The 20,023-nt window shown below is 48.2% G+C and carries 34 protein-coding genes; 3 read left to right on the plus strand and 31 right to left on the minus strand.

What is annotated here, in order from left to right:
• Nucleotides 1–30: 30 nt before the first annotated feature.
• Nucleotides 31–258 carry a helix-turn-helix transcriptional regulator gene (locus ACGHZ6_RS12120; protein ID WP_390619125.1) on the plus strand — a complete coding sequence of 76 codons (228 nt, stop codon included), beginning with the start codon at nucleotides 31–33 and terminating at the stop codon, nucleotides 256–258.
• Here ACGHZ6_RS12120 and ACGHZ6_RS12125 read toward each other — a convergent pair.
• The 23 genes from ACGHZ6_RS12125 to ACGHZ6_RS12235 all read right to left on the minus strand — a co-directional run bounded on the left by ACGHZ6_RS12125 (nucleotide 161) and on the right by ACGHZ6_RS12235 (nucleotide 12,090).
• Nucleotides 161–1,252: a DNA-methyltransferase gene (locus ACGHZ6_RS12125; RefSeq protein WP_390619126.1), complete on the minus strand. Its 1,092-nt coding sequence runs from the start codon at nucleotides 1,250–1,252 to the stop codon at nucleotides 161–163. The genes ACGHZ6_RS12120 and ACGHZ6_RS12125 overlap by 98 nt on opposite strands.
• Nucleotides 1,253–1,361: 109 nt before the next feature.
• Nucleotides 1,362–1,943 (minus strand): tyrosine-type recombinase/integrase, encoded by a 582-nt coding sequence (locus ACGHZ6_RS12130; RefSeq protein ID WP_390619127.1) that lies wholly within the window; start codon nucleotides 1,941–1,943, stop codon nucleotides 1,362–1,364.
• 27 nt (nucleotides 1,944–1,970) lie between these two features.
• Complete coding sequence (locus tag ACGHZ6_RS12135) at nucleotides 1,971–2,237, minus strand: hypothetical protein (RefSeq protein WP_390619128.1); 267 nt, start codon at nucleotides 2,235–2,237, stop codon at nucleotides 1,971–1,973.
• A gap of 55 nt (nucleotides 2,238–2,292) precedes the next feature.
• Nucleotides 2,293–2,457 (minus strand): hypothetical protein, encoded by a 165-nt coding sequence (locus ACGHZ6_RS12140; RefSeq protein WP_390619129.1) that lies wholly within the window; start codon nucleotides 2,455–2,457, stop codon nucleotides 2,293–2,295.
• 30 nt (nucleotides 2,458–2,487) lie between these two features.
• Nucleotides 2,488–2,691: a hypothetical protein gene (locus tag ACGHZ6_RS12145; RefSeq protein ID WP_390619130.1), complete on the minus strand. Its 204-nt coding sequence runs from the start codon at nucleotides 2,689–2,691 to the stop codon at nucleotides 2,488–2,490.
• Nucleotides 2,692–2,706: 15 nt separating this feature from the next.
• Nucleotides 2,707–2,883 (minus strand): hypothetical protein, encoded by a 177-nt coding sequence (locus ACGHZ6_RS12150; protein ID WP_390619131.1) that lies wholly within the window; start codon nucleotides 2,881–2,883, stop codon nucleotides 2,707–2,709.
• A gap of 249 nt (nucleotides 2,884–3,132) precedes the next feature.
• Nucleotides 3,133–3,339: a hypothetical protein gene (locus ACGHZ6_RS12155; RefSeq protein WP_390619132.1), complete on the minus strand. Its 207-nt coding sequence runs from the start codon at nucleotides 3,337–3,339 to the stop codon at nucleotides 3,133–3,135.
• 18 nt (nucleotides 3,340–3,357) lie between these two features.
• A complete protein-coding gene (locus ACGHZ6_RS12160; protein WP_390619133.1) occupies nucleotides 3,358–3,678 on the minus strand; it encodes a hypothetical protein in 321 nt (106 codons plus the stop codon).
• Between the two features lie 25 nt (nucleotides 3,679–3,703).
• Entirely contained in the window at nucleotides 3,704–3,913 is a 210-nt protein-coding gene (locus ACGHZ6_RS12165; protein ID WP_390619134.1) for a hypothetical protein, read from the minus strand.
• A 57-nt stretch (nucleotides 3,914–3,970) separates the two neighbouring features.
• Nucleotides 3,971–4,135 carry a hypothetical protein gene (locus ACGHZ6_RS12170; protein ID WP_390619129.1) on the minus strand — a complete coding sequence of 55 codons (165 nt, stop codon included), beginning with the start codon at nucleotides 4,133–4,135 and terminating at the stop codon, nucleotides 3,971–3,973.
• A gap of 15 nt (nucleotides 4,136–4,150) precedes the next feature.
• A complete protein-coding gene (locus ACGHZ6_RS12175) occupies nucleotides 4,151–4,405 on the minus strand; it encodes a hypothetical protein (RefSeq protein WP_390619135.1) in 255 nt (84 codons plus the stop codon).
• Between the two features lie 22 nt (nucleotides 4,406–4,427).
• Nucleotides 4,428–4,886 carry a hypothetical protein gene (locus ACGHZ6_RS12180; protein WP_390614233.1) on the minus strand — a complete coding sequence of 153 codons (459 nt, stop codon included), beginning with the start codon at nucleotides 4,884–4,886 and terminating at the stop codon, nucleotides 4,428–4,430.
• Nucleotides 4,887–4,914: 28 nt separating this feature from the next.
• Nucleotides 4,915–5,544 (minus strand): hypothetical protein, encoded by a 630-nt coding sequence (locus tag ACGHZ6_RS12185; protein WP_390614234.1) that lies wholly within the window; start codon nucleotides 5,542–5,544, stop codon nucleotides 4,915–4,917.
• Nucleotides 5,545–5,564: 20 nt separating this feature from the next.
• The gene (locus ACGHZ6_RS12190; RefSeq protein ID WP_390614235.1) at nucleotides 5,565–5,930 is read right to left on the minus strand and encodes a hypothetical protein; all 366 of its coding nucleotides are present in this window, start codon (nucleotides 5,928–5,930) and stop codon (nucleotides 5,565–5,567) included.
• A 9-nt stretch (nucleotides 5,931–5,939) separates the two neighbouring features.
• Nucleotides 5,940–6,515, minus strand: coding sequence for a hypothetical protein (locus ACGHZ6_RS12195; protein WP_390614236.1), 576 nt, complete (start codon nucleotides 6,513–6,515; stop codon nucleotides 5,940–5,942).
• Nucleotides 6,515–6,949, minus strand: coding sequence for a hypothetical protein (locus tag ACGHZ6_RS12200; RefSeq protein ID WP_390614237.1), 435 nt, complete (start codon nucleotides 6,947–6,949; stop codon nucleotides 6,515–6,517). Before ACGHZ6_RS12200 ends, ACGHZ6_RS12195 begins: the two co-directional genes overlap by 1 nt.
• A gap of 14 nt (nucleotides 6,950–6,963) precedes the next feature.
• Nucleotides 6,964–9,636, minus strand: coding sequence for a toprim domain-containing protein (locus ACGHZ6_RS12205; protein WP_390614238.1), 2,673 nt, complete (start codon nucleotides 9,634–9,636; stop codon nucleotides 6,964–6,966).
• 93 nt (nucleotides 9,637–9,729) lie between these two features.
• Nucleotides 9,730–10,152: a hypothetical protein gene (locus ACGHZ6_RS12210; RefSeq protein WP_390614239.1), complete on the minus strand. Its 423-nt coding sequence runs from the start codon at nucleotides 10,150–10,152 to the stop codon at nucleotides 9,730–9,732.
• Nucleotides 10,153–10,177: 25 nt separating this feature from the next.
• Nucleotides 10,178–10,492, minus strand: coding sequence for a phage antirepressor KilAC domain-containing protein (locus ACGHZ6_RS12215; RefSeq protein WP_390614240.1), 315 nt, complete (start codon nucleotides 10,490–10,492; stop codon nucleotides 10,178–10,180).
• 159 nt (nucleotides 10,493–10,651) lie between these two features.
• Nucleotides 10,652–10,966 carry a hypothetical protein gene (locus ACGHZ6_RS12220; protein ID WP_390614241.1) on the minus strand — a complete coding sequence of 105 codons (315 nt, stop codon included), beginning with the start codon at nucleotides 10,964–10,966 and terminating at the stop codon, nucleotides 10,652–10,654.
• Nucleotides 10,963–11,238: an ogr/Delta-like zinc finger family protein gene (locus ACGHZ6_RS12225; RefSeq protein WP_390614242.1), complete on the minus strand. Its 276-nt coding sequence runs from the start codon at nucleotides 11,236–11,238 to the stop codon at nucleotides 10,963–10,965. The genes ACGHZ6_RS12220 and ACGHZ6_RS12225 overlap by 4 nt, the downstream gene beginning before the upstream one ends.
• Nucleotides 11,238–11,741: a phage regulatory CII family protein gene (locus ACGHZ6_RS12230; protein WP_390614243.1), complete on the minus strand. Its 504-nt coding sequence runs from the start codon at nucleotides 11,739–11,741 to the stop codon at nucleotides 11,238–11,240. Before ACGHZ6_RS12230 ends, ACGHZ6_RS12225 begins: the two co-directional genes overlap by 1 nt.
• A gap of 136 nt (nucleotides 11,742–11,877) precedes the next feature.
• Nucleotides 11,878–12,090 carry a hypothetical protein gene (locus tag ACGHZ6_RS12235; protein WP_390614244.1) on the minus strand — a complete coding sequence of 71 codons (213 nt, stop codon included), beginning with the start codon at nucleotides 12,088–12,090 and terminating at the stop codon, nucleotides 11,878–11,880.
• A 101-nt stretch (nucleotides 12,091–12,191) separates the two neighbouring features.
• On the opposite strand from ACGHZ6_RS12235, the gene ACGHZ6_RS12240 reads away from it, so the two are divergent.
• The gene (locus ACGHZ6_RS12240; protein WP_390614245.1) at nucleotides 12,192–12,932 is read left to right on the plus strand and encodes a hypothetical protein; all 741 of its coding nucleotides are present in this window, start codon (nucleotides 12,192–12,194) and stop codon (nucleotides 12,930–12,932) included.
• A 90-nt stretch (nucleotides 12,933–13,022) separates the two neighbouring features.
• Here the strand turns inward: ACGHZ6_RS12240 and ACGHZ6_RS12245 are convergent, their stop codons facing one another.
• The 3 genes from ACGHZ6_RS12245 to ACGHZ6_RS12255 are packed head-to-tail and all read right to left on the minus strand — an operon-like array spanning nucleotide 13,023 to nucleotide 16,768.
• The gene (locus ACGHZ6_RS12245; RefSeq protein WP_390614246.1) at nucleotides 13,023–14,018 is read right to left on the minus strand and encodes a contractile injection system protein, VgrG/Pvc8 family; all 996 of its coding nucleotides are present in this window, start codon (nucleotides 14,016–14,018) and stop codon (nucleotides 13,023–13,025) included.
• A complete protein-coding gene (locus ACGHZ6_RS12250; RefSeq protein WP_390614247.1) occupies nucleotides 14,015–14,446 on the minus strand; it encodes a phage tail protein in 432 nt (143 codons plus the stop codon). Before ACGHZ6_RS12250 ends, ACGHZ6_RS12245 begins: the two co-directional genes overlap by 4 nt.
• A 15-nt stretch (nucleotides 14,447–14,461) precedes the next feature.
• Nucleotides 14,462–16,768 (minus strand): phage tail tape measure protein, encoded by a 2,307-nt coding sequence (locus tag ACGHZ6_RS12255; RefSeq protein WP_390614248.1) that lies wholly within the window; start codon nucleotides 16,766–16,768, stop codon nucleotides 14,462–14,464.
• A 15-nt stretch (nucleotides 16,769–16,783) separates the two neighbouring features.
• Here ACGHZ6_RS12255 and ACGHZ6_RS12260 point away from each other — a divergent pair, with 15 nt between their 5' ends.
• Nucleotides 16,784–16,981, plus strand: a complete 198-nt coding sequence (locus tag ACGHZ6_RS12260; protein WP_390614249.1) for a hypothetical protein — start codon at nucleotides 16,784–16,786, stop codon at nucleotides 16,979–16,981.
• Nucleotides 16,982–17,048: 67 nt separating this feature from the next.
• Here ACGHZ6_RS12260 and ACGHZ6_RS12265 read toward each other — a convergent pair whose 3' ends face one another.
• The 5 genes from ACGHZ6_RS12265 to ACGHZ6_RS12285 form a co-directional block, all read right to left on the minus strand.
• Entirely contained in the window at nucleotides 17,049–17,168 is a 120-nt protein-coding gene (locus ACGHZ6_RS12265; protein WP_390614250.1) for a GpE family phage tail protein, read from the minus strand.
• A 5-nt stretch (nucleotides 17,169–17,173) separates the two neighbouring features.
• On the minus strand, nucleotides 17,174–17,458 hold the full coding sequence (locus ACGHZ6_RS12270; RefSeq protein ID WP_390614251.1) for a phage tail assembly protein: 285 nt from the start codon (nucleotides 17,456–17,458) through the stop codon (nucleotides 17,174–17,176).
• A 66-nt stretch (nucleotides 17,459–17,524) separates the two neighbouring features.
• Nucleotides 17,525–18,031, minus strand: a complete 507-nt coding sequence (locus ACGHZ6_RS12275) for a phage major tail tube protein (RefSeq protein ID WP_390614252.1) — start codon at nucleotides 18,029–18,031, stop codon at nucleotides 17,525–17,527.
• A 56-nt stretch (nucleotides 18,032–18,087) separates the two neighbouring features.
• A complete protein-coding gene (locus tag ACGHZ6_RS12280; RefSeq protein WP_390614253.1) occupies nucleotides 18,088–19,257 on the minus strand; it encodes a phage tail sheath protein in 1,170 nt (389 codons plus the stop codon).
• A gap of 37 nt (nucleotides 19,258–19,294) precedes the next feature.
• Nucleotides 19,295–20,023, minus strand: coding sequence for a hypothetical protein (locus ACGHZ6_RS12285; RefSeq protein ID WP_390614254.1), 729 nt, complete (start codon nucleotides 20,021–20,023; stop codon nucleotides 19,295–19,297).

Here is a 20,023-nt window from a genome sequence, read left to right on the forward strand (position 1 = left end):
ATCCGGCCAACACAAAAGATGGTTGGGCACATGGCTAACAACGGCACCGAACGGCTAAAAAAGCAGTTTGGTAAGAATTTAACGCGGTACCGCATAGAAGAAGAGCTCACGCAAGAAGAACTTGCCGAGCGTTGTGATGTATCCGTCGAAACCATTAGTTTCATAGAGCGAGGCATTCATGGACCTCGCTTTGAGCTGCTGAGCAAGCTTGCCCAGGTGTTTCGGATTGAAGTTCGCGACCTTTTCGACTTTTCATAATCCTCGCTTCCGCCATTTCAAAGTTATCAGCATCTGCCTCAATCCCCACAAAATCACGCTTTAGCCTGATAGCCGCATCACCGGTACTACCCGAGCCCATAAACGCATCCAGAACCCGGTCACCTGGTCGAGAGCTTACAGTAACCATATGTTCCAATAGGGCCATGGGCTTCTCGCACTGGTGCTTACCCTCATAGAATGCTACAGGCTCGAAATGCCAAACATCGGTGAAGGGCACATCTTTGGTTACTGCAAATGGCCGCCTGAGGTGTTCATACTTGGCTTTCAGATTAAGAAATTCAGACTGAATGTCACGGTACCGCCCTTCTAAATCTGAGTACTTCTCACTATTTCCAAATGCCTCGAGCAACTTTGTAAAATTCTGCTGTGATGGCAAGTGAAATTGACTCGCAGAGAAATAATGCCCTGCAGTGGTTGAACCGCAGATAGACTCACACTCCGAAATCGTTAACCCAGCACTTTTACGAAGATTATTCATATAATCAGCCAACGGCTTAAACAGATACTTTGCCTGGGCATTAATCTGTGAATTCAGCGCTTTGCCAGCCTGTTTAGGTTCAGCAAAGATCACCCGTTCAGTTTGAGGAAAGTACTTTCGCAGCCCCTCTTTTCTACAACCGTTATGCCGACCGGCCCGTTTCACCCAGACAATATGATTAAGCACCTGGTAATGCTGCCCTATCAAAAGCTCCAATTTTGCAGCCATATAAGGTCCAGCAAACCAATACAAACTACCCGTAGGCTTTAACACCCTTGAGAACTCGATTAACACCCGTTCACACCATTGCATAAAATCGACTTCTGAGTCCCACTGATTATCCCAGTCATTAGATTTGACCCGGTAGTAAGGTGGATCCGTCAATATTAGATCGATGGAGTTATCAGGCAAGGTTGGCAGTAATTCGAGGCAATCACCGTGAAGTAAGCGCATAGGGAATCCCGTTAAATCAATTAACAAAATCCCCCAGCGCACCGGCATTATCCTTGTCTGATTAATATTTAGACACGAAGTCAAACTACACCTATTCCTAGATACTATTGAGCCTCATCTCTAAGGCTCAATTTGTACAGAGGGGACCGCGTTATGCGATCTCCAATGCGTTAGTGTGATACATATTCTCAATTGTCCGCTTGGTGACACCGATATATCGCAGCGTTACTTTTGAGGTTGCGTGATTGAACAGAGCCTGGATGTGGTGAATGTCTTCCCCGCGTTCGTATGCCTGAAATCCCCAGGTTTTACGCATCGTGTGGGTATTTACGTTGTATCCAAGCTCAAGATCCCAGGAAGCCTTTTTAAGTGCTTTACCAAGCCATTGAATACAGATTGGTTTCCGCTGCCCCTTCATCCGGTTAGAGGTCGATTGAAAAAGGTACGTTGGCTTGAAGTTTTTGCTTTTGTAATAGGCTAGAAGCCTGACAAGCGCCTGCCTTACCTCTTTGTTCACAGGGAATTGTTTTTTCTTGCCGGTTTTCTGCTCAATGATCGTCACGTGATTTTCACTCATCTGGCTAAACTTGAGCTGCAACAAATCGCCAGCTCGCAACGCAAGATTGCAGCCAATGAGCCAGCATTCTGCCTCTCGGGGTGACGCGTGTACTTTAAGCCAGTTATACATTCTCTTTACGTCTTCAAAATCGCGGATTGGTTCTACTTCTGCCAACTTACTTATACCTCTACTGCTTTATGATTAAGGGTAATAAACCCATTCGTAACCGCCTGACCCTTGTGCCTGCTCACTTCGACGCAGATACATTTGCCGCCACATTTTTGCCAGCATCCCTGATGCATGCTGTATGCTCAGATCAAATTTGTTGGCCACCTGGGCCGCCGTCGCTTCACGCTTATCAAAGACAAATCGATAAACCTCTCGCGATTGATCGGATAGCAAGAGGGCTTTGATTTCATCGTTCTTGCCCTGTATTGATAGTGATCGGATTGTGTCGCCATGCTCCACTTTCTAATCCTCCTGTGTACATATCTGTTGCAAAAGTTTTGAAGGTCAACCAAGCCTAACGCTTCCAGCGGTTGCGCTGTCGGCGCTTCTTCTGGCTAACCCGGTTTTTGCGATCTGGTTGCGCCTGGTCGCTGATGGCGATTGGCGGCTCAATGTATGGATCGCTAATTGTTAGTGCTATTGCAGCGCCAAGCCCTGCGCCCATGAATGATCTTTTCATTGCTATCCCCGTACAGAACTGAGCTATAGGTCAGTTCATCATTATTGTGAAAGGTGCGCTGGCTAGAACCTCATACCAAAGCAAGCCTATAAAGCAGACAAGAGGGCCAAACCAGATATACTCTTTTGCTGGTGCAGGGCCTAAATCTGGGCCCCCAAAGAATGCGTTAATCACTGCAATGGCGCTGATAAATGCCAGCGCAATAAAAGCAACTATGAATCCTAAAATTGCCATCTGTATATCTCCTGTTTAACATCCGTTACAGCGACAGCTGAAGCTGTCACACATTGGGCAGTAGTCGGCGTTTCTGACGCTTAAGGTTTCCTTAGTATCGACGAACACCTTTTCAGGCTCCTCGCCTGTCAGCTCAACAAACCTGCGCTTTGCGGCATCAATCACCCTTTGATCGTTCTCGCTTAGACTCATATTTTATGGCTCCCGTGTTTTGCAAATTCGCTACTTAAAGCGAACCCTGATGGCTGCGCCCAAAAATACAAGTGCAGAAGCAATCTTATATATCAGCCAGCAACACAGGGCGACTGGCCATGCAAAGACACAAAACATGTCTCCAATTCCATCCATCTCGTCACGGATGCCTCCAATAACTCCGAAGGTAATGCAGCACCCGAAAAGGTAAATAATAGTGAGCGCATCCATAGGCGATCTCCTTGTACATTAATGAGGTTTGAACTTGCTCTGCATGAAATCCTGCTGCCTTCTTAGCAGCCCAATCTCAGCTTTTAGCACTTCAACTTCGGCTTCCTTCAAGGTTATCTGATCTTCAAATCCCTCAACGGCCTTTTTGACAATCTCGCTGGCTGTATCAATGCTGCCGGCCCGGTATCCAATGTTGTAATCTGTCTCTTTATCTTCTTCTGCCATTTTCTATGTTTCCTGTGTTTACTTGCCTGGTGGTGGTGGCGGTGGTGTTGGGCGCCTGTAAGATTGATAGGGCTCGCCAGCCAATAAGGCTTTTACGTCACAATTCTTGTACCACCACAAAACCGCCTTCTCTAATGACCATCTATCCCTATAGGTCGTTTTAACGTCAGACCCTTTAACCTCTACTGAAATGACGGACAAAAGCTTGGTGTTGCCGTAGTCAAAAACCTTTACACCATCCTTTTCAATTCCATTGTGTCGATAGCTGTTTCTGGTGGGATTCCATTTTTCCGGTTCGGCATAAATAGAATCGCGTATTTCTGCTGCAAATTTACTCACCCTATTAGGCTCCCTGGTTGTACATTTATGCGTCTTGAAGCTCATCACGCAGCATTGAAGCGGCACCAATTGCCTGCTCGCTCAGGGTGGGCCAATCAACTACATCCTCGATAACGCTACGAATTGCTGTCTCCATTTCATAGGCTATCCGCTTTACAACAGCATCGTCTGTACTGTCTATCAGCTGGCGCAGATCGTCCATTTCTTCTTTTATTTGCTCGGGTGTCTTGCTCATTTTCAATTCCTTCTATTGGTACATATCTGTTGCAAAAGTTTTGAAGGTCAACCAAGCCTAACGCTTCCAGCGGTTGCGCTGTCGGCGCTTCTTCTGGCTAACCCGGTTTTTGCGATCTGGTTGCGCCTGGTCGCTGATGGCGATTGGCGGCTCAATGTATGGATCGCTAATTGTTAGTGCTATTGCAGCGCCAAGCCCTGCGCCCATGAATGATCTTTTCATTGCTATCCCCGTACATTAATGAGCTTCGGCGGCTTCGTCACAGACTGACCACCAAAAGTTCTGAGCCTCTGTTTTGGTTTCACAGCAGATCAGGCAGTAAAGGGCCGCTTGCTCCGCATCAACCGCATGAGCCGTAGCTGCTGGATAGCGAGTCCAGTCACGCGAGCTAAATGCGTAAATGGTTCGCGCTGTATGCAGGCGATTTTCAGCAGTCCATTCAATATCCATCCAGTTCGGAGTTGTTCCTCTCTGGCCAATCTTTACCGACATTGCTAGTTACTCCTGTAGTACATTATTGAGACTTAGAGGCCTCAATGGCCATTCGTTGATAAATCCGTTTGCATAGATCCCATGGCACTACTCTCTCTGCAGTGCAATCATGGTGTTCGCCAAATTCATCGTAGTAAGGGGCGTATTCTTCCCATGAAAACTCGCCAATACAGTTAGCTTTCATGGAATTGGTGATTCTAGGTAAAGCCGGGTTTCTCGGGTCAACCGGTACAGCCATGGGTATTGAGTCACGCTTTAATGCTGGAATCACAATAGTATTCTTTGCCCATGATTTACCATTTACAGCCATGGAAGTGATGAAATATTTGTTGTAACGGGAGTCAACAATAACCTCTTCCTTATCTGTTCCAGGGTTCAATACTTCTTCAGCAAAATATGGCGTCGGAATACCTTTGTATTCGGTAATGATCAAGTCGAGTGCTTTGACTTGGCCTACCGCTGTTAACTTCTGAATTTGCATGTCCATTCCTCAATCTATAAGGCAGAAATTAAAGTGACTTGGTCGCTTCATCGATAAGGCTTGCTAGATGTTGTGATTGATACAAGCCACCGTCATTGTCGATACAGTCAGGAATCCCGCCACCACCGATACATTCGTTATGGATTTTATTGCAGTCCAATAATGCAATTCTTAGCTGTTTAATCTTGTCTGCAGCATCTAGCAGCAAGTTACTGCCGAGTGCATACTGCTGACTATTAGGGTGCGCCTCCCTTAAGCGGTTCTCGACATCATCCTCGTTGGAAATTTGGTCTTTAGTCATAGAGCGCACCAACAACGTCAAGATATCTATATCCGGGTTTACCTTTTGGCACTTAATCAGAAACCGCGACAACGATGCCAAACGATGCTTACCGCGTACTGCCGCATCTGGCACTTTGAACCCCATGCAATCAGCAACTCGCCGAATGTCGAAATTGACAAAGCTGGCACCGTCATTGTCGGGATTTTGGCGAATTAAAATAAACCAGTATATTTGTCTAATTCCATCCTTTAGTTCATGGTGAGCGGTGTATTCAAAGTGGTCATCACTCAGAGTGGCACAACCGCAAAAGTCGATATCGTGGCCTATACACATACTGCTCTTTTTGAAGTTTTCGTAATCATCATGAAATGACATATCGCTACCCCCTGTAGCTATTATTGAAATTCAATGGGCAGTTGATTGCCCAGGTAACCAAACTCGATACGATTGCAGATACGATCTGGCTTGCAGTTGTACTGCTTGCATAGCATCGATATAAACTGCTCTGGCGTCATATCTGGAAACCCTTCTGCAATGCAGTCTTCCCGTGTGATGGCATTTAGCTTTTCACGGCGTACGCTCTTAACGCCAAGCATGCCCAGGCGCACTACCTTTTCGCCCTTCTTCAAACCCATGGCCTTTTCTACGGCGCAAATCACATCACCCTCTTTCAGCTGCCACCAGCCGAAGCGGCGGGTAACGGTTTTAGTACGGGCTTTGATTTGCGGTATTGTCATGGCGAAACTCATGTTCTTTGGCATGATGACCTCCTAAAATGGAATCGTTGACCAGATATAATCTTTGGAGGCAAGTTTTTCGAGTGACTCTTCTATACGAGATGCCATCTTGTATATATCGAAATTTGCTAATGCCATTCGCCTAAGTTTCTTTGACTTCGCAGTTTGGCCTTTCTGCATGGCATTAGTTGCCAACCTATCAAACTGACACCACTTATTGCTCGCCTTGCTTTTTATCCGCTCAATATCTTTGAGGACAGACTCTACTCGCTCGCACTTAACCCAGCCCGCATTATGCATCTCGTATTCATCAAGTGAGTCAAGCCGATTTATCGTTGCTTCAGAGACATCCATTTTCCATTCAGGCGGATAAAACGCGCTCTCTAGCTCGGATTCTGTGAATCTAAATACATTGCCCATATCGGTAATACAGGTCGCAACACCGGCCTCGACGCTTGAGACAAAGGCATTCCCCATTCGGCGACCATCCCTAGTGCATAATTGGGCTCCAACTTCCATATAGCTTTCACAAAGACCAACAGCCCATGGCGGCATTGGCTCATCGAGACTATCAATTACTGTATCCATCGCTTTTTCCAGAGTATTCATTAGGCTGCCTCCCCTGCTTCCTTGGGTGGGTTCTTGTCCAGACAGATAACTTCGAATTCGGTGTGGGTATATCGCTTTTCATCACCATGGCGCATGGCGTCTTTGAACTGTTCTTCGCACACATCGGAGATATCCGTCAGGGGACAGAACGCGATTAATTCGCGGGTTTCGTCCTGGCCTACGCTTTTGTCGTAATCGAACATCAAGGTCATGTTGACCTGCCAATAGAATGCTCGGCCTTTGATGATCCAGTCTTTGTTTTGACAATAGAGATCCGGGATAAACAGACGCTTAATTGGGTTGGTGTGCGTAACCTCCCCAGCAATAAACCCTGAGCTATCCATAAGCGGGCTTTTATCCTTCCAACGGACAATGAGCCCCACGACGTTATCTAGCAGTTTTTTACGGGCATTGAATGCCTTACGCTTTTTCATACCTACCCCTTTACTTACGCTGTAGCCCCTTGGGGCTTTTGAGTGTCTTTAAAAATCCAGCACTTCACCGTGCGACCCGCATTGGGATTGCTCTTACTGGTAAAAATGGCTGAGTTAACAGGATCGATGCCTTCGAACTTGTAGCGGCGGCCATCTTTTAAGAGGCGTTTCATGTCCTTCATTAAGGGCAAGTCCTGTTTGCGATCGCGCGCGGTTTCGTAGAAGTGGTTCATGTTGATGGCGATCTGACCATTACGGCTGTGATTCATTTGTTGGTTGTCTTCATCGCCGTTGAGGAATTCGTATACTTCCCAGAACTCTTGTACTTTCGGGTGGTCGCCGCCGATTACCTGCTGGCGGTCGATAGCCATTTGGGTAATGAATTTTTTAGTGGCTGTGCGCTGCTCTGGCGATACGGGTATTACATGGCTAAGACAGTCCACCAACGCCATAAGTTGGCCGTGATTTTTGCCAATACGAACCGTTTTAATTTCTGGCAACTTCATCAATGTACCTTCGTAGTGCTTGCAGGCCTCTTCGAAGGTTTGAAGGATGGGCATTTCTTTGAGTAGGGTTTTCACTAGAAAGCCGCTTACCTGCTCGGTTTCCAGTCTGGCCAAGCTCTCGGCCAATAGCCGAGTATCTTCGTTGTGGCCTTCGCGGGTAAATTTGATGTGCACAATACGCTGAAGGATGGCCTCTGCTGCATCAACGGTGGCGTTCTGGGTGATTACCAGGGCACCACGGAAAGGCGGCTCGTAGGTATCATTACCGCCGTTCTTTACACCTCGTGCTCGAGGACTGCGGCCGTTATACAGGGTTTTAAATTGGTTCCAATCAATGTTTTTGCTGTTCTCGCTGTCGCGGTCACCTTCCAGAAATACCACGGGTAGATTTGATACCTGAGACAAGGTACGTGATATAGCCGCAAGCGTGGAGTTACTGGGGTCTACTCCTTCGTAGTCATCTCGGCCGAATAAGCGCCAGAGGAATTCAAACAGCGTTGATTTACCTGCACCAGGTTCACCAATCAGCTCAAGGAATGGATAGCTTTCGTGGCGCTCGCGGATTTGTTCGGCAAACAAGGTGCCCATCCAGTAAGCAACAGCGGCCAAACCCTGAGCGCCCCAACAACGCCATACCATATCAACCCAATCGTTGGTGTAGTCTTTATCGTTGGTATTGATGGCCAGATCTGTTGATCGGCTAAGTGATTTAACTGCCAGTTTTTCTAGATCGAAATAATCTTCATCATTCAGGTGATACAACTTGCCTTGGCGCATAGCCACATCACGGTAGATATATGAGCGGTGTTCGCGGCTGTAGCCGATATAGTCAACCGTTTCCACGGTTTTAATGTTAAATACTCTTTGCTCAAGTATGGCGTCTAGCTGCTGACTGGTACCGGTGAACATAGCACCAGGTGCAACTGCCAACAGACGCTTTTTAAATTCACTTGAGCTGGATAACTGGCCACCGGTGAAGGTGTTTTTAACCGCTTTCCCCTTATGTGGGAAGTTGACTCTCAGGTAGTACCAGCTCTCATCGGTGATCTTGTTGGCCTGAAAATACAAAAACTGTGGGTAGCAGTTGGCAATAATCGCAAGGCTGCCACAATCGGTAAGTGCCCTTTCGCGGCGCTCATCTTCTGTGAGCTCTGTATTCTCGTCTTCAAGGCGTTCGAGTTCCTTATGGAACTTGTCTACATCGAGCTGAAACCAATATAAGCGATTTTTATATTCAAACGGGAACTGGCGCTTGTTGTCGTGGTTATATATCAACAGTGCCTTTTCACTGGAGCGTTGTGCGATTAACAACGCACCTTTGTAACGGCACTCTTTTAGGGTTTCATCATTTAATCTGTTCTGCTTATGCAGGTCGTTCCAGTCGGTCTTACTATTGGGGTGCTGCGGTATCTGGGCGGCCTCAACCTTCCACGGCAGATTTTCCTTTTCAATCTCTTCTCGCATACGCTTTACGAATTTCAACGTATTCTTACGGCCTGCATTGTCCCCATCAAGCGCCCACACCCAGGTAACGCGCTTATCTTTGTATTTGGCCAGCGCTTTCTCAGGGTAGTTATAGCAGGTAAGCAAAGCTGTAGATTTGTAGCCATTCTCCCAGTGGGCGGCGGAATCGAATATGCCTTCATCCAGATAAACCGTGTCACCATCTTCAATGGTCATGCGCGGCGGCATCCACCATAGGCCGTTATAACTCCCTCCAAAGTGGGCTTTACGGCCGATTTTGGCCACGTTCTCGATAAAGCGTTCCCAGTAGATTGTTTTATCCGCATCCAAATAAAAACGAACGGTGGGTGTGCCTACATTTACATCACGCGAATAAAAGCTTTCCTGCCGGTAGCTGGGCTGTAATTTAGCTTTGTTTAACTGTCGGGTTTCCAGATAAGCATCGGCCGTCGCATTGGGGTTTTCCGTGGTTACTGGGTGGCGCTTACTCAGGTTCTCGAAAACATCGGGGTACAAGTCTTTAACGTGAAACTCATCACCGCATTTATTTTCACGTCCACAGCGTAAAACCCAGGGGGTTTCAGAGTTGGTGAAAAGTTCATTTTTCTTGCACGATGGGCAAGCACCCTGTTGCAGCCACTTCCCATCGTCAGAGAGTTTAAATTTATAATCACGATTAAGGTTGGCGGTGATTTCCTTATGTATGTCCTGATTCATTCACAGCCCCCAGCATTAATGATTGGTACGTCATGTTGCAATTCCGTCTGGTCGAAAATGCGGGAGCCTGACACCCCCGCCAATTACTTCTTATTAGTGTTGAGTTATTAAGCCTTCGCCATTACAGCAACGGCATGGGCCAAGTACTTTTACGCCCTCTTCATCCCAGTGGTTGCCATCCCCCATACAGCTACCACACTCTTGCTTGTGCCGGTTATCAATATGAAAACGTTTCCACTGTTCCCAGAGGACATGAAACTTTTCATCACCATCTTCAATGGCTTCCTGTGGCTCTTGCATTAGAGCTCGGCGGTAATGAAGTACTAGTAAGGCGGACTGGTAGTTGTTTTCATCCAGCAAACAAAGATCAGTTACATCTAACTGCCAAGCCTTACCGTTGTATGCTGAAAGCAATACCTGTGCTGCGGCACGCCCCCCGCTACCCCCTGCATTGGCCAAAACTAAAAGGCGATTAATAGCGCCTGCATATGCTGTTACAGCTTCGTCTTTTGACATGGTGACCTCCAATTGTCGTTTCGTTTTAACTAGCTTTTTGCTTTGTTGATTCTGGTTGCCAATGGGTGAGCTTTTCTTCTAACCAGCTAAGCCCCTTGGGTGTAACTAGGCTTACCTGGTACCACTGGCGAACATTGGTGCCACTTTTTCTAAAGCGGCGGTTATGGATAACAAACAAGCGGTGATGCACATACGGCGGCATTGCCACGTTGTTTGGGCCAAGAACTTGTTTTTCACGTAACTTAGCAAAAAGGGTTTTACTGCCAACGCCTAAAATGCGGGCTGCATCTGCAATGGGCATTGGTTGATTTGGGTTAGGGTTTTGCACACTGTTAACCACGTTCAATCCTCCACTGTTTTCGCATTTCGGCGGTGAGGGCTTCCTCTCCTGCTTTGCCGCGTTTACTGCGGATAACGTCTAACCTTTGTTTAATTTTGTCTGCATCGTAGTTGCTGGCTACTATTAATAGGCATGGTTATCCCACATGAACGGCGGTTTTTATGCCGGTTCCTGCTGTAGCAGGGCCATAACATCACCCAGCGATAACGCTTGGCGCACACCATCAACCATCACAAACAAACACTTGGACGTTGAATGGCTGATGTCGAAGTAGGCGTTTTTGTTGCCCTTCTCGATTTCAGCTACTGCCGCCGATGCTTTAATACGTGCGGTTTCGATGGATACATGGCGAACAGTTTTTAAATGGCTGGTGGTTTGCCTTACTAGGTGTTCGCGGTCGATTTCAGGCGATTGGTTCATAAGCTGTAATGCGAAAACTTCTGCCTGTTCCTGCATGGTTTGAGCGTGGTTCATGCCGTTTCTCCTTCCGTTGTAAAGTCCAGTTGCTTTTGCGCACTGTTGCTTTGCTTGCTTACGGGCAATACGACTTCTTCGTGCGGTATGGCACTGGGGCTGATCATAGAAATTGGGGTCATGGCTACTTTGAATACCGCACCGCATTCAATGTTGTTGCAGCGGTACACTGCCTCGCGATACATACGTGTAACCTGATTGGTCTTCACTGCTTTAGAGTTACTCAGGCAGTGTGGGCACACGGTAATGGGCTGGCAGATTCTTTCGGCCATTAGCAGCACTCCTCTTCTGCCTGAGTTTCTTCAACCATTAAGGTGCGCAAGCGTTCGAGCAGTGCCAATTTGGCGGTGATATCTTCAAAGGTTTCGCGCTCGATGCGCTGGTATTCGTCGGCGCTGATTTCGCCATCTTCCAGAGCTGCTTGTATCTCTCGGGCTGTTTCGCCCTCTTCCCGAATGCAATCAGCCCACAGACCTAACAGCTCTGTATCGCTGGCACCCAATAGATGCTCTGTGAGGGGAACAATGCCGTGATTCAGAGCTGCGGCTTCTGCCCTTAGTAAGCGGTAATCACCGGTGACTTTTTGGACGCGAACCGCCTCTATTACTGAGAGTTGATGTGGTTGCGCAGGGTTAACTTTGTTAGACAAGATACCGGGACCAGAAACCCCAGCTTTTATAGCCAGCTTTTTCAGCCCTGGCTTAAACTCCAGAACAATTGCACGTTGAACTTCTTCAATGCTGCGCTCTGCGTGAATTGGCAAACAAATAGACATGTGAGCATCCCGTTGCTGTTACATGGAATTATTCTGGGGATGCTCTAAGCTTTAGGTGTGTTGGCAAAACACCGGTGTTGGCTGAGCAGCCCCACTGCCAAGCCCCTCGGTTGTGGCGACCGAGGGGCTTACTTATTTACTGGTGAGAGTTTTGGGCCTGCTGGGCTTGAGCCTCTTCCGCTTGCCGATCCATTTTGGCGATCCAATCCGCAATGGCTTCTTCTGTTACTTCACGCAGGTTCTTTCTATCGTGCTTAATCAAGGCTAAGCGAAGGTCTTTGTGTGACTTCCCGCTCACATTGAGGCTTTTGAGTTTTGTTGCGTTGCCGGTACCTGTTGCTTCAGTCATAATCCTAAATCCGTATATAAGATAATATTCAATCCGATATTTAGGATTTAATACCAAAATGGCGGATAGAGCAACCCTTTAATCCTATTTTTTGGATAATTATGAAAACAATACAAGAAAAACTGACTTTTTTAGCCGGGGAACGGGATATCACGCCATGGTTTAAGAGCCTTGGCTTCTCCACTGGGGTGATTTCACACGTTATGAAAGGGGCTCAACCAGGCACCGACCTACTGGCCGCCCTAGCCCGTACAGACCGGGTAGACCTCGATTGGCTGCTATTGGATAAAGGGGTTCCATACCGGGTAACGCGGGCCATGAACGATCAGTATGCCATTACGGCTATTGATAAGTTGCTGCAGGCCGAGGACTACGGCGTAGCCATTACCCATACGGCGGATGACAGTAACTTGGGCGTTATATTGCACCGCCGGACTGAATACGACTTTAAGGATAAATCCGTTGATTACACCGAGGCGCATGTATTTGTTGCGGGTGTATCCATGGCCACCGTTCACTGGCTAAACGAACAAGGCCGGGGATTATGGGCGCTACTGCTATCTGAAAAGGACATGCAGCGGCTTGAAAACGGGCATATGGGTAACAATGAGCTATTCGGCTTTGAAGATGCACGAAAGCAAAGACCTGGGCTCATGAGTAAGGTTAAGCCCTCACCTTATAAAGATAGCGTTAATGAAGTGCGTGAACCCGGTACCGAATACCAGGTGCTTGATAATGGTAGCCAGTCAATGGCTATGCAGTATCAACAACTGAGTACCGACAATAAAAACCATGTAAAGGCGATTACAGAGGCATTGCTGTTAAGCCAAAAACAACAATAATCTGACCCCCTCCACCTGCCGAGCTATTGAACTCGGCCAAAAATGCTTTATTTGCAACCCGTAGTTAAACTACGTGCTTCTTATCCCTCTCTACGGCAGCTTCACTTCCAAGTCTATCCGCTGTGTATAGCCACTACCGACTATGTGAGTAATGTTTTTACCGACCCAGTCTTGGCTATTAATTTCTGGCTTGAACTCTTTAACGGTTATCGGTGATTCGACCAATAATTCAGGTATAGCAGTCGACAACGTTAGGCTAAGGGTTTGCCCTGCCCTTTGGAGTTGTTGCCATTCTGCGGCCGCTACGTGCTCTGCCTCTTCTTTTGTCGGCAATGAGCTGCGAAGGGTTTTAACCTTGCCCTCTTCACCGAGAACGATGGTGGATTTATTGCCCGTTTCCTTGTTATGCCAATAGCACTTTACGCCAGTATATTGGTCTTGGCTGTTGTCGTTGTATCGATGCAATGAGCAGTCGCGTTTTTTGACAGTTGTCGCGGGTAATTTGATACCGGACACAGTTAAACCATCACCTTTTGTTTTAAAGATTAAACGCCCATTTTTCACAGATGCCATAGCACCGTAACGTTTACCCAGCCTGGTTAAGAAGTTGGCATCACCCTCATTGGTTTGATCAATATGTTCGATGGCGCGTTCAGCAAGAATTTCGCTAATAGCTGGATCCAGACCATGTTTTTCGGCAATCGTTTTGAGAATGTCACCCACGGTTACCTGGTGCCAGCTTTTGGTGGTTTTTTCGCTAAAGTTAGAGGTGAAGTTAGCCGAGCGGGCAACAATAGTTAATTGATCTGGCGGGCCGCTGTGGCCTGCCTCATCCACTATGAATTCACCTTTATCTGCCAGGTGCTGGCCTTGCCAGCCTAATGCTAATTGAATCCTGGCTTTGCGTGGGGGTATCGCTAAACGCCCGTCGTGATCATCCAATACCATGGTTAACTGATCGGACTTGCTGCCGCCATGGTCCACCAGTGTTAAGCGTACCAAACGAGATTGGGTAGTATCGGATATGTCACGGCCGTTCACTTTCAGCTGGTGCGCCGGCTTATAGGTTATTTGGCGAATACTCATGCGATAAACCGTGCGTATGATGCGTTAATGTCACCCAGCTGCTCGAGGCGGTCACTATCGACACGCTTTAACTTGATGCTGAATTCAATTTTACGGGCTTCACCGGTTGGTAAAGGTCTGGTTCGTTTGTCGTCAATACTCTCGATGATGTATTGCCCCCATACCGCACCGGTAGCATCGATCAGCAACCAGGCATCGCCGGTACCGGCCATCGTTCGCAACTCTTCAAGGTTAGAAGGGCCGCCAGTAATTTCGGGAGCCAATACACCAGGTAAGGTGACGTACTCATCACCCGGGCCAAGGTACTGATTGGCATCGCGCTGCCCTACCCTTGGGTTGCTTTTGTGCTTCCAACTGGCTTGGCGCTGCACGCCATTAAGGGGTGCTGTTTGCAGGGTAAAAACAAAGAGACCGAGCGTCATTAACATAGTGAATCCTTGGTGTTAGTCGTTGTCGTGAAGGTTGCTGCGCTGGGCGACTTGTTGCTCCCATTCAATGGCTTCAATCTCACGGCGAACCATGGTGGCAATTTCGTGGCTATCTTTGCCGGTACCATCAACCTGAATGGTGACTGCACCTTCAGCCATGGTGAAAGAGTTACCCATTGCACCAGGTGTGCCCACAACCGGCACCGCTGCGGCGGTTGCCATAGCCAGGCCTGCACCGGCTTGTTTTAAATCGCCCCCTTCAACAAGGCTGGCTATTTTCTGGCTACCAGCACTGGCCAACATATTGCCGCCAATACCACCCACAATTGAGCCCAGCAAGCCGCCAATCGCCATACCTATTGGGCCACCCACAGCACCCAACATAGCGCCAACTTTGGCACCACCGACAGCACCGGCTATACCGCCGACATCACCAGCAATGGACGTGGCCTTTTGTACACCGGTTAAATTACTGCTGGTGGAAACGTCCGCAATACTTAACGCCCCCAAGCCAACCGCACCAGCAATGCCCAACTTGCCACCCAGCATGCGAGATAGTCTACCTTTGCCGCCCTTACCACCAACTCCACCGGCTGCACCACCTAACGCAGCATCAAGCGCGGCTTGGCGTGAACGCAAGCCTAACCAGGTAATGGCAGCCCCCAATGAAGCGATCGCGGTAATAACCGGTGCTACGGCCAGCGCCAATGCACCAATGGCACCGGTACCAATGATTAACCATTTTGCCAGGGTTGGATGTTTCTCGATCCAACTGCCAATTCCATCAATGACAGGGGCAAGCGTGGTTGTAACGCTATCGAGTACAGGCAACAATCGATCGCCCAGGCGAATAAGAATGGCCTCCCAACGGTTGCGCAATACCGCCAATTTGTATGCGCGGGTTTTAGCGGTGCGAGCGTATTCATTTTCTACACTGCCGCTCATTTTTGTAGTGTCGGCGGCCAAGGCCATAACCCGTTGGTACTCTTCTATGTTGCCAACCATATTAGATACCGCCGCCATAGACTCACGGCCAAACAGGGTTTCTATCACGCTACCGCGCACCGCGGCATCCTGATCACGGATGGCATTAAGCACCTCTGCAATTGTGCCTGCGGCGTTTGCCTGCATGGCTTGCGCCAGTGATACGGGATCCAGCCCCAGGCTATTGAGTACTTCGGTTTGCTCTTTACTGGCAGCATCACCTGAGGTAAGCGCGCTGAGCATATTTTTCATGCTGGTGGCGGCTACCTCTGAACTTGGCGCAGCACCATCAATAATCGCAGCCAGCGCGGCTACCTGCGGCGATTTAAGGCCTGCGTTTTGACCCAGTGAACCTGCCCGGGAAAGGATATCGGTAATGTTTGCGGCGTTGGAACTTGAGCTGTCACCAATAAAGTTAATGGCATCACCCAACTGGCCAATTTGGGCCATGTTTAAGTTCATACCGGTACGAATAGTGGTGATGCTGTCGGAAGCCTCATCGACACTGATACCGAAGGCAACCGATAATTTTTCTGTAACCTTGGCGAACTCTAACGCCTGATCTGCTGGCAGGTTAATTTTGCCACCCGCAGCAACCAGCTGGGCAATACCAGTCGCCCCAAGCGGGGAAACCTTACCCAGATCGAGGATTTGTTTTTTAAGGGTTGGCAGGTGGCCACCTTTAACGAACTTATCAACTTCGGTAATGGCGGTTTCAAACTCGATAGATCGCTGCATGGGGCTGGACAGCGCATTCTTAAGGCCATGCCCTACCCGGTTAAGCCCACCCGCTACCAGTGATGCATTGGCAGCACGCTGCAGGGCGTTGTCGTGTCTTGATTGCGCAGCATCTACGGTTGCCTGGGCTTTGGCTATGCCCTGCATACGCTTTTCAACGCGGCCATAGGCATCGGCCAGTTTATTTTGTTCGTCTGCTAGATTACGGGTGTTTATACCCGCTTCCTTGGCTTTGTTGTTGTAGCCTGCCAGTTGCTGGCGTTGGGATTGGTAGCGCTTCTCTAGGCGTTCCAGTGCGTTGCGTGATGCATTGTATTCACGGCGCTGTGCCCGGGTAATCTTGCCACCACTGTTAATTTCTTGGTGTAGTTTACGGGTGCTTTCGCGCTGGGCGTTAAGCTTGTTTTTGGTGGCATCCAGCTGTGGTTGGATACGCTTAAGGTTGGCCACCACGTTTCGGTTTTTGCCGATGGCATTGAGCTCTGCTGTGCCACGGCTCAAGGCGTCAGCCATTTTATCGCCAACTTTGGCTACCTTATTGGCTGGACCAAGGAAGCGATCTGCACCCAGCAGTACATTCAGCTTTAATTCGTTAGACATGCTATAGTGATACCCATGAACAAGTTAATGACTGTTACAGCTCATTACTGGCGCGCTTGGCGCTGGCAATGGATTACCGCTTTCATCTTTGCAGCTTTAACCCTATGGTTATTTGCTGCTTCTGCGTTTGGCTTAGCCGTGGGCCTTGCTGCCATTGCGTTTGTATTTGGCTTCTTCTTTTCTGCCATGGTTGGCATGGCAGCCGACTGGTAATGTGGCAATCGCTTAAAGTGCATCCCTGCCACATCCCTGTATTTCCTAATTCGTAACACCAAGCCCGTTATCGTGGCTTTATGCTGCCCCGCTCTAACGCGGCTTCATGCAGTACGTCGAACTCTTCCAGCGTCAGGTTTTCTATTTCCGATGGCGGCCAGTGGAAGATAGCCGCCATATTGGCCATTTTGGCTAGGATGACTTCTTCGCTCGGGATTTGGCCTTCGGCTGTTCGAAAAAACCCTCTATTACCTCTAGGAGAGCATCGTAGTCAACAGTGTCAATTTCGTTGAATTCATCCGGCGTTATTTCAGCAATGCGAGTTAGCAGAGTTTCGTTTTGATCGTCTGAATTCTCATGCTTACGCATTTCTCGCAGATCACCAATCTTGATGCGGCGCAACGTCAGCTTATCGGTGGTTTTGCCTTGTACGGTAATAGGTACCAGTAATTTGTAGTCTTTATTTGCAGTCAGCATAGTTTTATCTCGTTTATTGTAGGTTGGCGGGTTGCCCCGCCTACTTAAAGCAGCTTACAGGTGCTGTTACAGGCCTAATGCATTTCGCATTTCTTCGTAACGGTCAACACCGTCCACCACAAATTTAAGGTTGAGCATGTCGATTTCAATTAGCACCTTGTCGTTCAGGCTTATCTTAAAGTAAGCCAGCGGCAGAGCTGTTTTGAAATTGTTATTTTCTTGGCGCTTCCAGGTACCGATGTCCAACTCGCTCAAGCGCCCGCGCATAACAATTTCTACGCTATCAACAGCCAGGGTCTGGTCGTTCTCGTAAGCACCGCGAGCCCGCAATGGAACGCCATCAACACCAGCTTGCCCAAAGCGTTTGGCCAGCTCTTCCATAAAGCCACCAAAGGTGAGCATGGCGACCATTTTTTCCAACCCCATATCGAGATCAACAGGACCGCCCATGCCACCGCCGACATACTCTTCGGTTTTGATAGCTAATTTTGGAATTTCAATTTCTTCGATTTGCCCTTGGTAACCAACACCATCAAGAAACAGATTTAGGTTTTTAAATTTACTGGGTAGCATGTGTGTGCTCCTAAAGTAATAAAGGGGTTAATGCGCTGCATACACAGCGCATACCATTAAGCCGCTACCGCAGCCGCAAAGTTGATTAGGTGACGGTCGGTAATACGCTGCTGGAATGTTAAATCTTCCAGTGGCGGCACTGGGGTGTAGTCGTAATCAACAATAAACTTACCGGCCTTAAGCGTGTCTTTCGTGTTCAGCGTTGGATCTAGCCAAGCTTCCGCACCAATCAAATAGCCTTGATTTACCAGCTGGCGGAATTTCGCGTTTAACCCTTCTACGATATCTTTACCTAGTGTTGGATGTAGCGGTTGCTGAACAGCCCACAGGTGAGCCTCTGCCATAGTGTCGGCAATGACTTGAGCTGTACGGGTATAGTTTTCAAACGCGAACAATGGATCTGCACTACAAGTGCGGGAGCCCCAGAAGCGGAAGCCATCTTGACGAATCAGTGTAGTCACTTCGTTCTCGTTTAGATGACCTGCATCGGTAGCAGGGCTTTGAAGATCCCAGGTAACATCTGAACTTAATCCGGTAACGCCTTGCACTGGCACGTTGGATAAGGTTTTGTGCCAGCCCACTTGCTCGTCAATCAAGGCGCGCAAGCCAAGTGCCCGAGCCGTTGCCCACGCCAAATCTGTTTGGCTGTTAACGCTATCCCACGCCATAAAGTCTGGCCAAATGATCATCTGTTCACGGTTACCGAAGTTATCGCGGTAAGTGACGGCCTCTTCCTTGGTAGTAGCGCCCCATGCCGCGTTATAAGTAAAGCCGCGCAATTGCTTGGCAATGCTAGCCAACTCAGCCGCTACAGGTTGTGAATCCAAACCGGGTGCGCCCAAGATGCGTGGTTTAACATTGAGCTCTGTTTGGGCTGCCAATAAGGCTTGCAAACCAGTACGCCGCCCATTAACCACACCGCCTATCACGTTGGTGTTGGTTTCGGCTTCATCTGCACCTTCGGCAACACGGACAATAACCATAGCTGGATTAGTTTGATCTTTAATCGCATCCAAGCTTTTGGCCATGGTTCCCGTAGTACCAGCTTTGTCGAGAGCTTTGATAATGTCTGTTACCAAAACGCCTTCACCAGCCGGAAATGCAGCTGCATCGGCATCGTCGGCAGTTACAAGCATGCCAATTACGCCGGTTTCTACGGTACGAATTGGGCGCGTACCTTCGTTTAGCTCTAAGACGCGAACGCCGTGGTGGTAATCTTGTGGCATGTGATTCTCCTAATGTGTTGGCTACTGCGTATTTGTGTTATTGCGGTTTAATAGCTTCTAAAGCATCGATAAAAGGTTGCTTTATAGCCTCAATATTGTCGCCCACTTTGGCATTATTGATTGCTAACTTTCCATCCAGGCGAAGACTTCGAATAGTATCTAGCACCTGATTCATCCCTAAAGCTTCGGCCAAAATGTCGTCTGTGGATTCCTGTGCGGATAAACTTTTATAGCGCATGTTGTCAGCTATAGCTGACGGGATTTCGCCTTCGTAGTTTGCATCCTTGAATTCTTTAGCTACTTGGTATGCCCTGTTATATTCTTCCAAAGTACCTTCGCCTGGGGAAATGAAGCGTGCCCTGGCTTCGCCAGCGAGAATATCTAACTCGTAACAGGAAATTTGCTGTTCATTTAAGAGGGCAGCGGTTTGATCGCAAACCCATTCGCCATCGACCCACTTATCAAATTCACCAGGTACATTTTTCGTATAACCTGTAGGTATAGGGCCAAAGTCTGATATTTTTTTCTCAGACTTATCTGTAACACTGTAAATAACAGAAGCACGATGGTCTTCTTTAGCGGTCCACTTGCCACCCTCTCTAACGCAGGCAAAACCCGTTTGAACTTCAATTGGGGAGTCGAAAGTGGTATGAGGGACTTTCATGTATACGGGCTTGCCAGCAATACTTGATTCCAGAGGATCAATCTCTGCTTTAGTAGTTGCAATGTATTCGCCTGTAATAGAATCAAAATAATGCAGATCCAT

The organism is Maricurvus nonylphenolicus (genome assembly GCF_042854845.1).
Classification (GTDB): Bacteria; Pseudomonadota; Gammaproteobacteria; order Pseudomonadales; family Cellvibrionaceae; genus Maricurvus; species Maricurvus nonylphenolicus.

Coding starts and splice junctions, on each gene's coding strand:
- ACGHZ6_RS12120 (WP_390619125.1), top strand. CDS start 31: ATGGCTAACAACGGCACCGAACGGCTAAAAAAGCAGTTTGGTAAGAAT.
- ACGHZ6_RS12140 (WP_390619129.1), bottom strand. CDS start 2,457: ATGAAAAGATCATTCATGGGCGCAGGGCTTGGCGCTGCAATAGCACTA.
- ACGHZ6_RS12145 (WP_390619130.1), bottom strand. CDS start 2,691: ATGGCAATTTTAGGATTCATAGTTGCTTTTATTGCGCTGGCATTTATC.
- ACGHZ6_RS12150 (WP_390619131.1), bottom strand. CDS start 2,883: ATGAGTCTAAGCGAGAACGATCAAAGGGTGATTGATGCCGCAAAGCGC.
- ACGHZ6_RS12155 (WP_390619132.1), bottom strand. CDS start 3,339: ATGGCAGAAGAAGATAAAGAGACAGATTACAACATTGGATACCGGGCC.
- ACGHZ6_RS12165 (WP_390619134.1), bottom strand. CDS start 3,913: ATGAGCAAGACACCCGAGCAAATAAAAGAAGAAATGGACGATCTGCGC.
- ACGHZ6_RS12170 (WP_390619129.1), bottom strand. CDS start 4,135: ATGAAAAGATCATTCATGGGCGCAGGGCTTGGCGCTGCAATAGCACTA.
- ACGHZ6_RS12175 (WP_390619135.1), bottom strand. CDS start 4,405: ATGTCGGTAAAGATTGGCCAGAGAGGAACAACTCCGAACTGGATGGAT.
- ACGHZ6_RS12180 (WP_390614233.1), bottom strand. CDS start 4,886: ATGCAAATTCAGAAGTTAACAGCGGTAGGCCAAGTCAAAGCACTCGAC.
- ACGHZ6_RS12185 (WP_390614234.1), bottom strand. CDS start 5,544: ATGTCATTTCATGATGATTACGAAAACTTCAAAAAGAGCAGTATGTGT.
- ACGHZ6_RS12190 (WP_390614235.1), bottom strand. CDS start 5,930: ATGCCAAAGAACATGAGTTTCGCCATGACAATACCGCAAATCAAAGCC.
- ACGHZ6_RS12195 (WP_390614236.1), bottom strand. CDS start 6,515: ATGAATACTCTGGAAAAAGCGATGGATACAGTAATTGATAGTCTCGAT.
- ACGHZ6_RS12200 (WP_390614237.1), bottom strand. CDS start 6,949: ATGAAAAAGCGTAAGGCATTCAATGCCCGTAAAAAACTGCTAGATAAC.
- ACGHZ6_RS12205 (WP_390614238.1), bottom strand. CDS start 9,636: ATGAATCAGGACATACATAAGGAAATCACCGCCAACCTTAATCGTGAT.
- ACGHZ6_RS12210 (WP_390614239.1), bottom strand. CDS start 10,152: ATGTCAAAAGACGAAGCTGTAACAGCATATGCAGGCGCTATTAATCGC.
- ACGHZ6_RS12220 (WP_390614241.1), bottom strand. CDS start 10,966: ATGAACCACGCTCAAACCATGCAGGAACAGGCAGAAGTTTTCGCATTA.
- ACGHZ6_RS12225 (WP_390614242.1), bottom strand. CDS start 11,238: ATGGCCGAAAGAATCTGCCAGCCCATTACCGTGTGCCCACACTGCCTG.
- ACGHZ6_RS12230 (WP_390614243.1), bottom strand. CDS start 11,741: ATGTCTATTTGTTTGCCAATTCACGCAGAGCGCAGCATTGAAGAAGTT.
- ACGHZ6_RS12235 (WP_390614244.1), bottom strand. CDS start 12,090: ATGACTGAAGCAACAGGTACCGGCAACGCAACAAAACTCAAAAGCCTC.
- ACGHZ6_RS12240 (WP_390614245.1), top strand. CDS start 12,192: ATGAAAACAATACAAGAAAAACTGACTTTTTTAGCCGGGGAACGGGAT.
- ACGHZ6_RS12245 (WP_390614246.1), bottom strand. CDS start 14,018: ATGAGTATTCGCCAAATAACCTATAAGCCGGCGCACCAGCTGAAAGTG.
- ACGHZ6_RS12250 (WP_390614247.1), bottom strand. CDS start 14,446: ATGTTAATGACGCTCGGTCTCTTTGTTTTTACCCTGCAAACAGCACCC.
- ACGHZ6_RS12255 (WP_390614248.1), bottom strand. CDS start 16,768: ATGTCTAACGAATTAAAGCTGAATGTACTGCTGGGTGCAGATCGCTTC.
- ACGHZ6_RS12260 (WP_390614249.1), top strand. CDS start 16,784: ATGAACAAGTTAATGACTGTTACAGCTCATTACTGGCGCGCTTGGCGC.
- ACGHZ6_RS12265 (WP_390614250.1), bottom strand. CDS start 17,168: ATGGCCAATATGGCGGCTATCTTCCACTGGCCGCCATCGGAAATAGAA.
- ACGHZ6_RS12270 (WP_390614251.1), bottom strand. CDS start 17,458: ATGCTGACTGCAAATAAAGACTACAAATTACTGGTACCTATTACCGTA.
- ACGHZ6_RS12275 (WP_390614252.1), bottom strand. CDS start 18,031: ATGCTACCCAGTAAATTTAAAAACCTAAATCTGTTTCTTGATGGTGTT.
- ACGHZ6_RS12280 (WP_390614253.1), bottom strand. CDS start 19,257: ATGCCACAAGATTACCACCACGGCGTTCGCGTCTTAGAGCTAAACGAA.
- ACGHZ6_RS12285 (WP_390614254.1), bottom strand. CDS start 20,023: ATGGATCTGCATTATTTTGATTCTATTACAGGCGAATACATTGCAACT.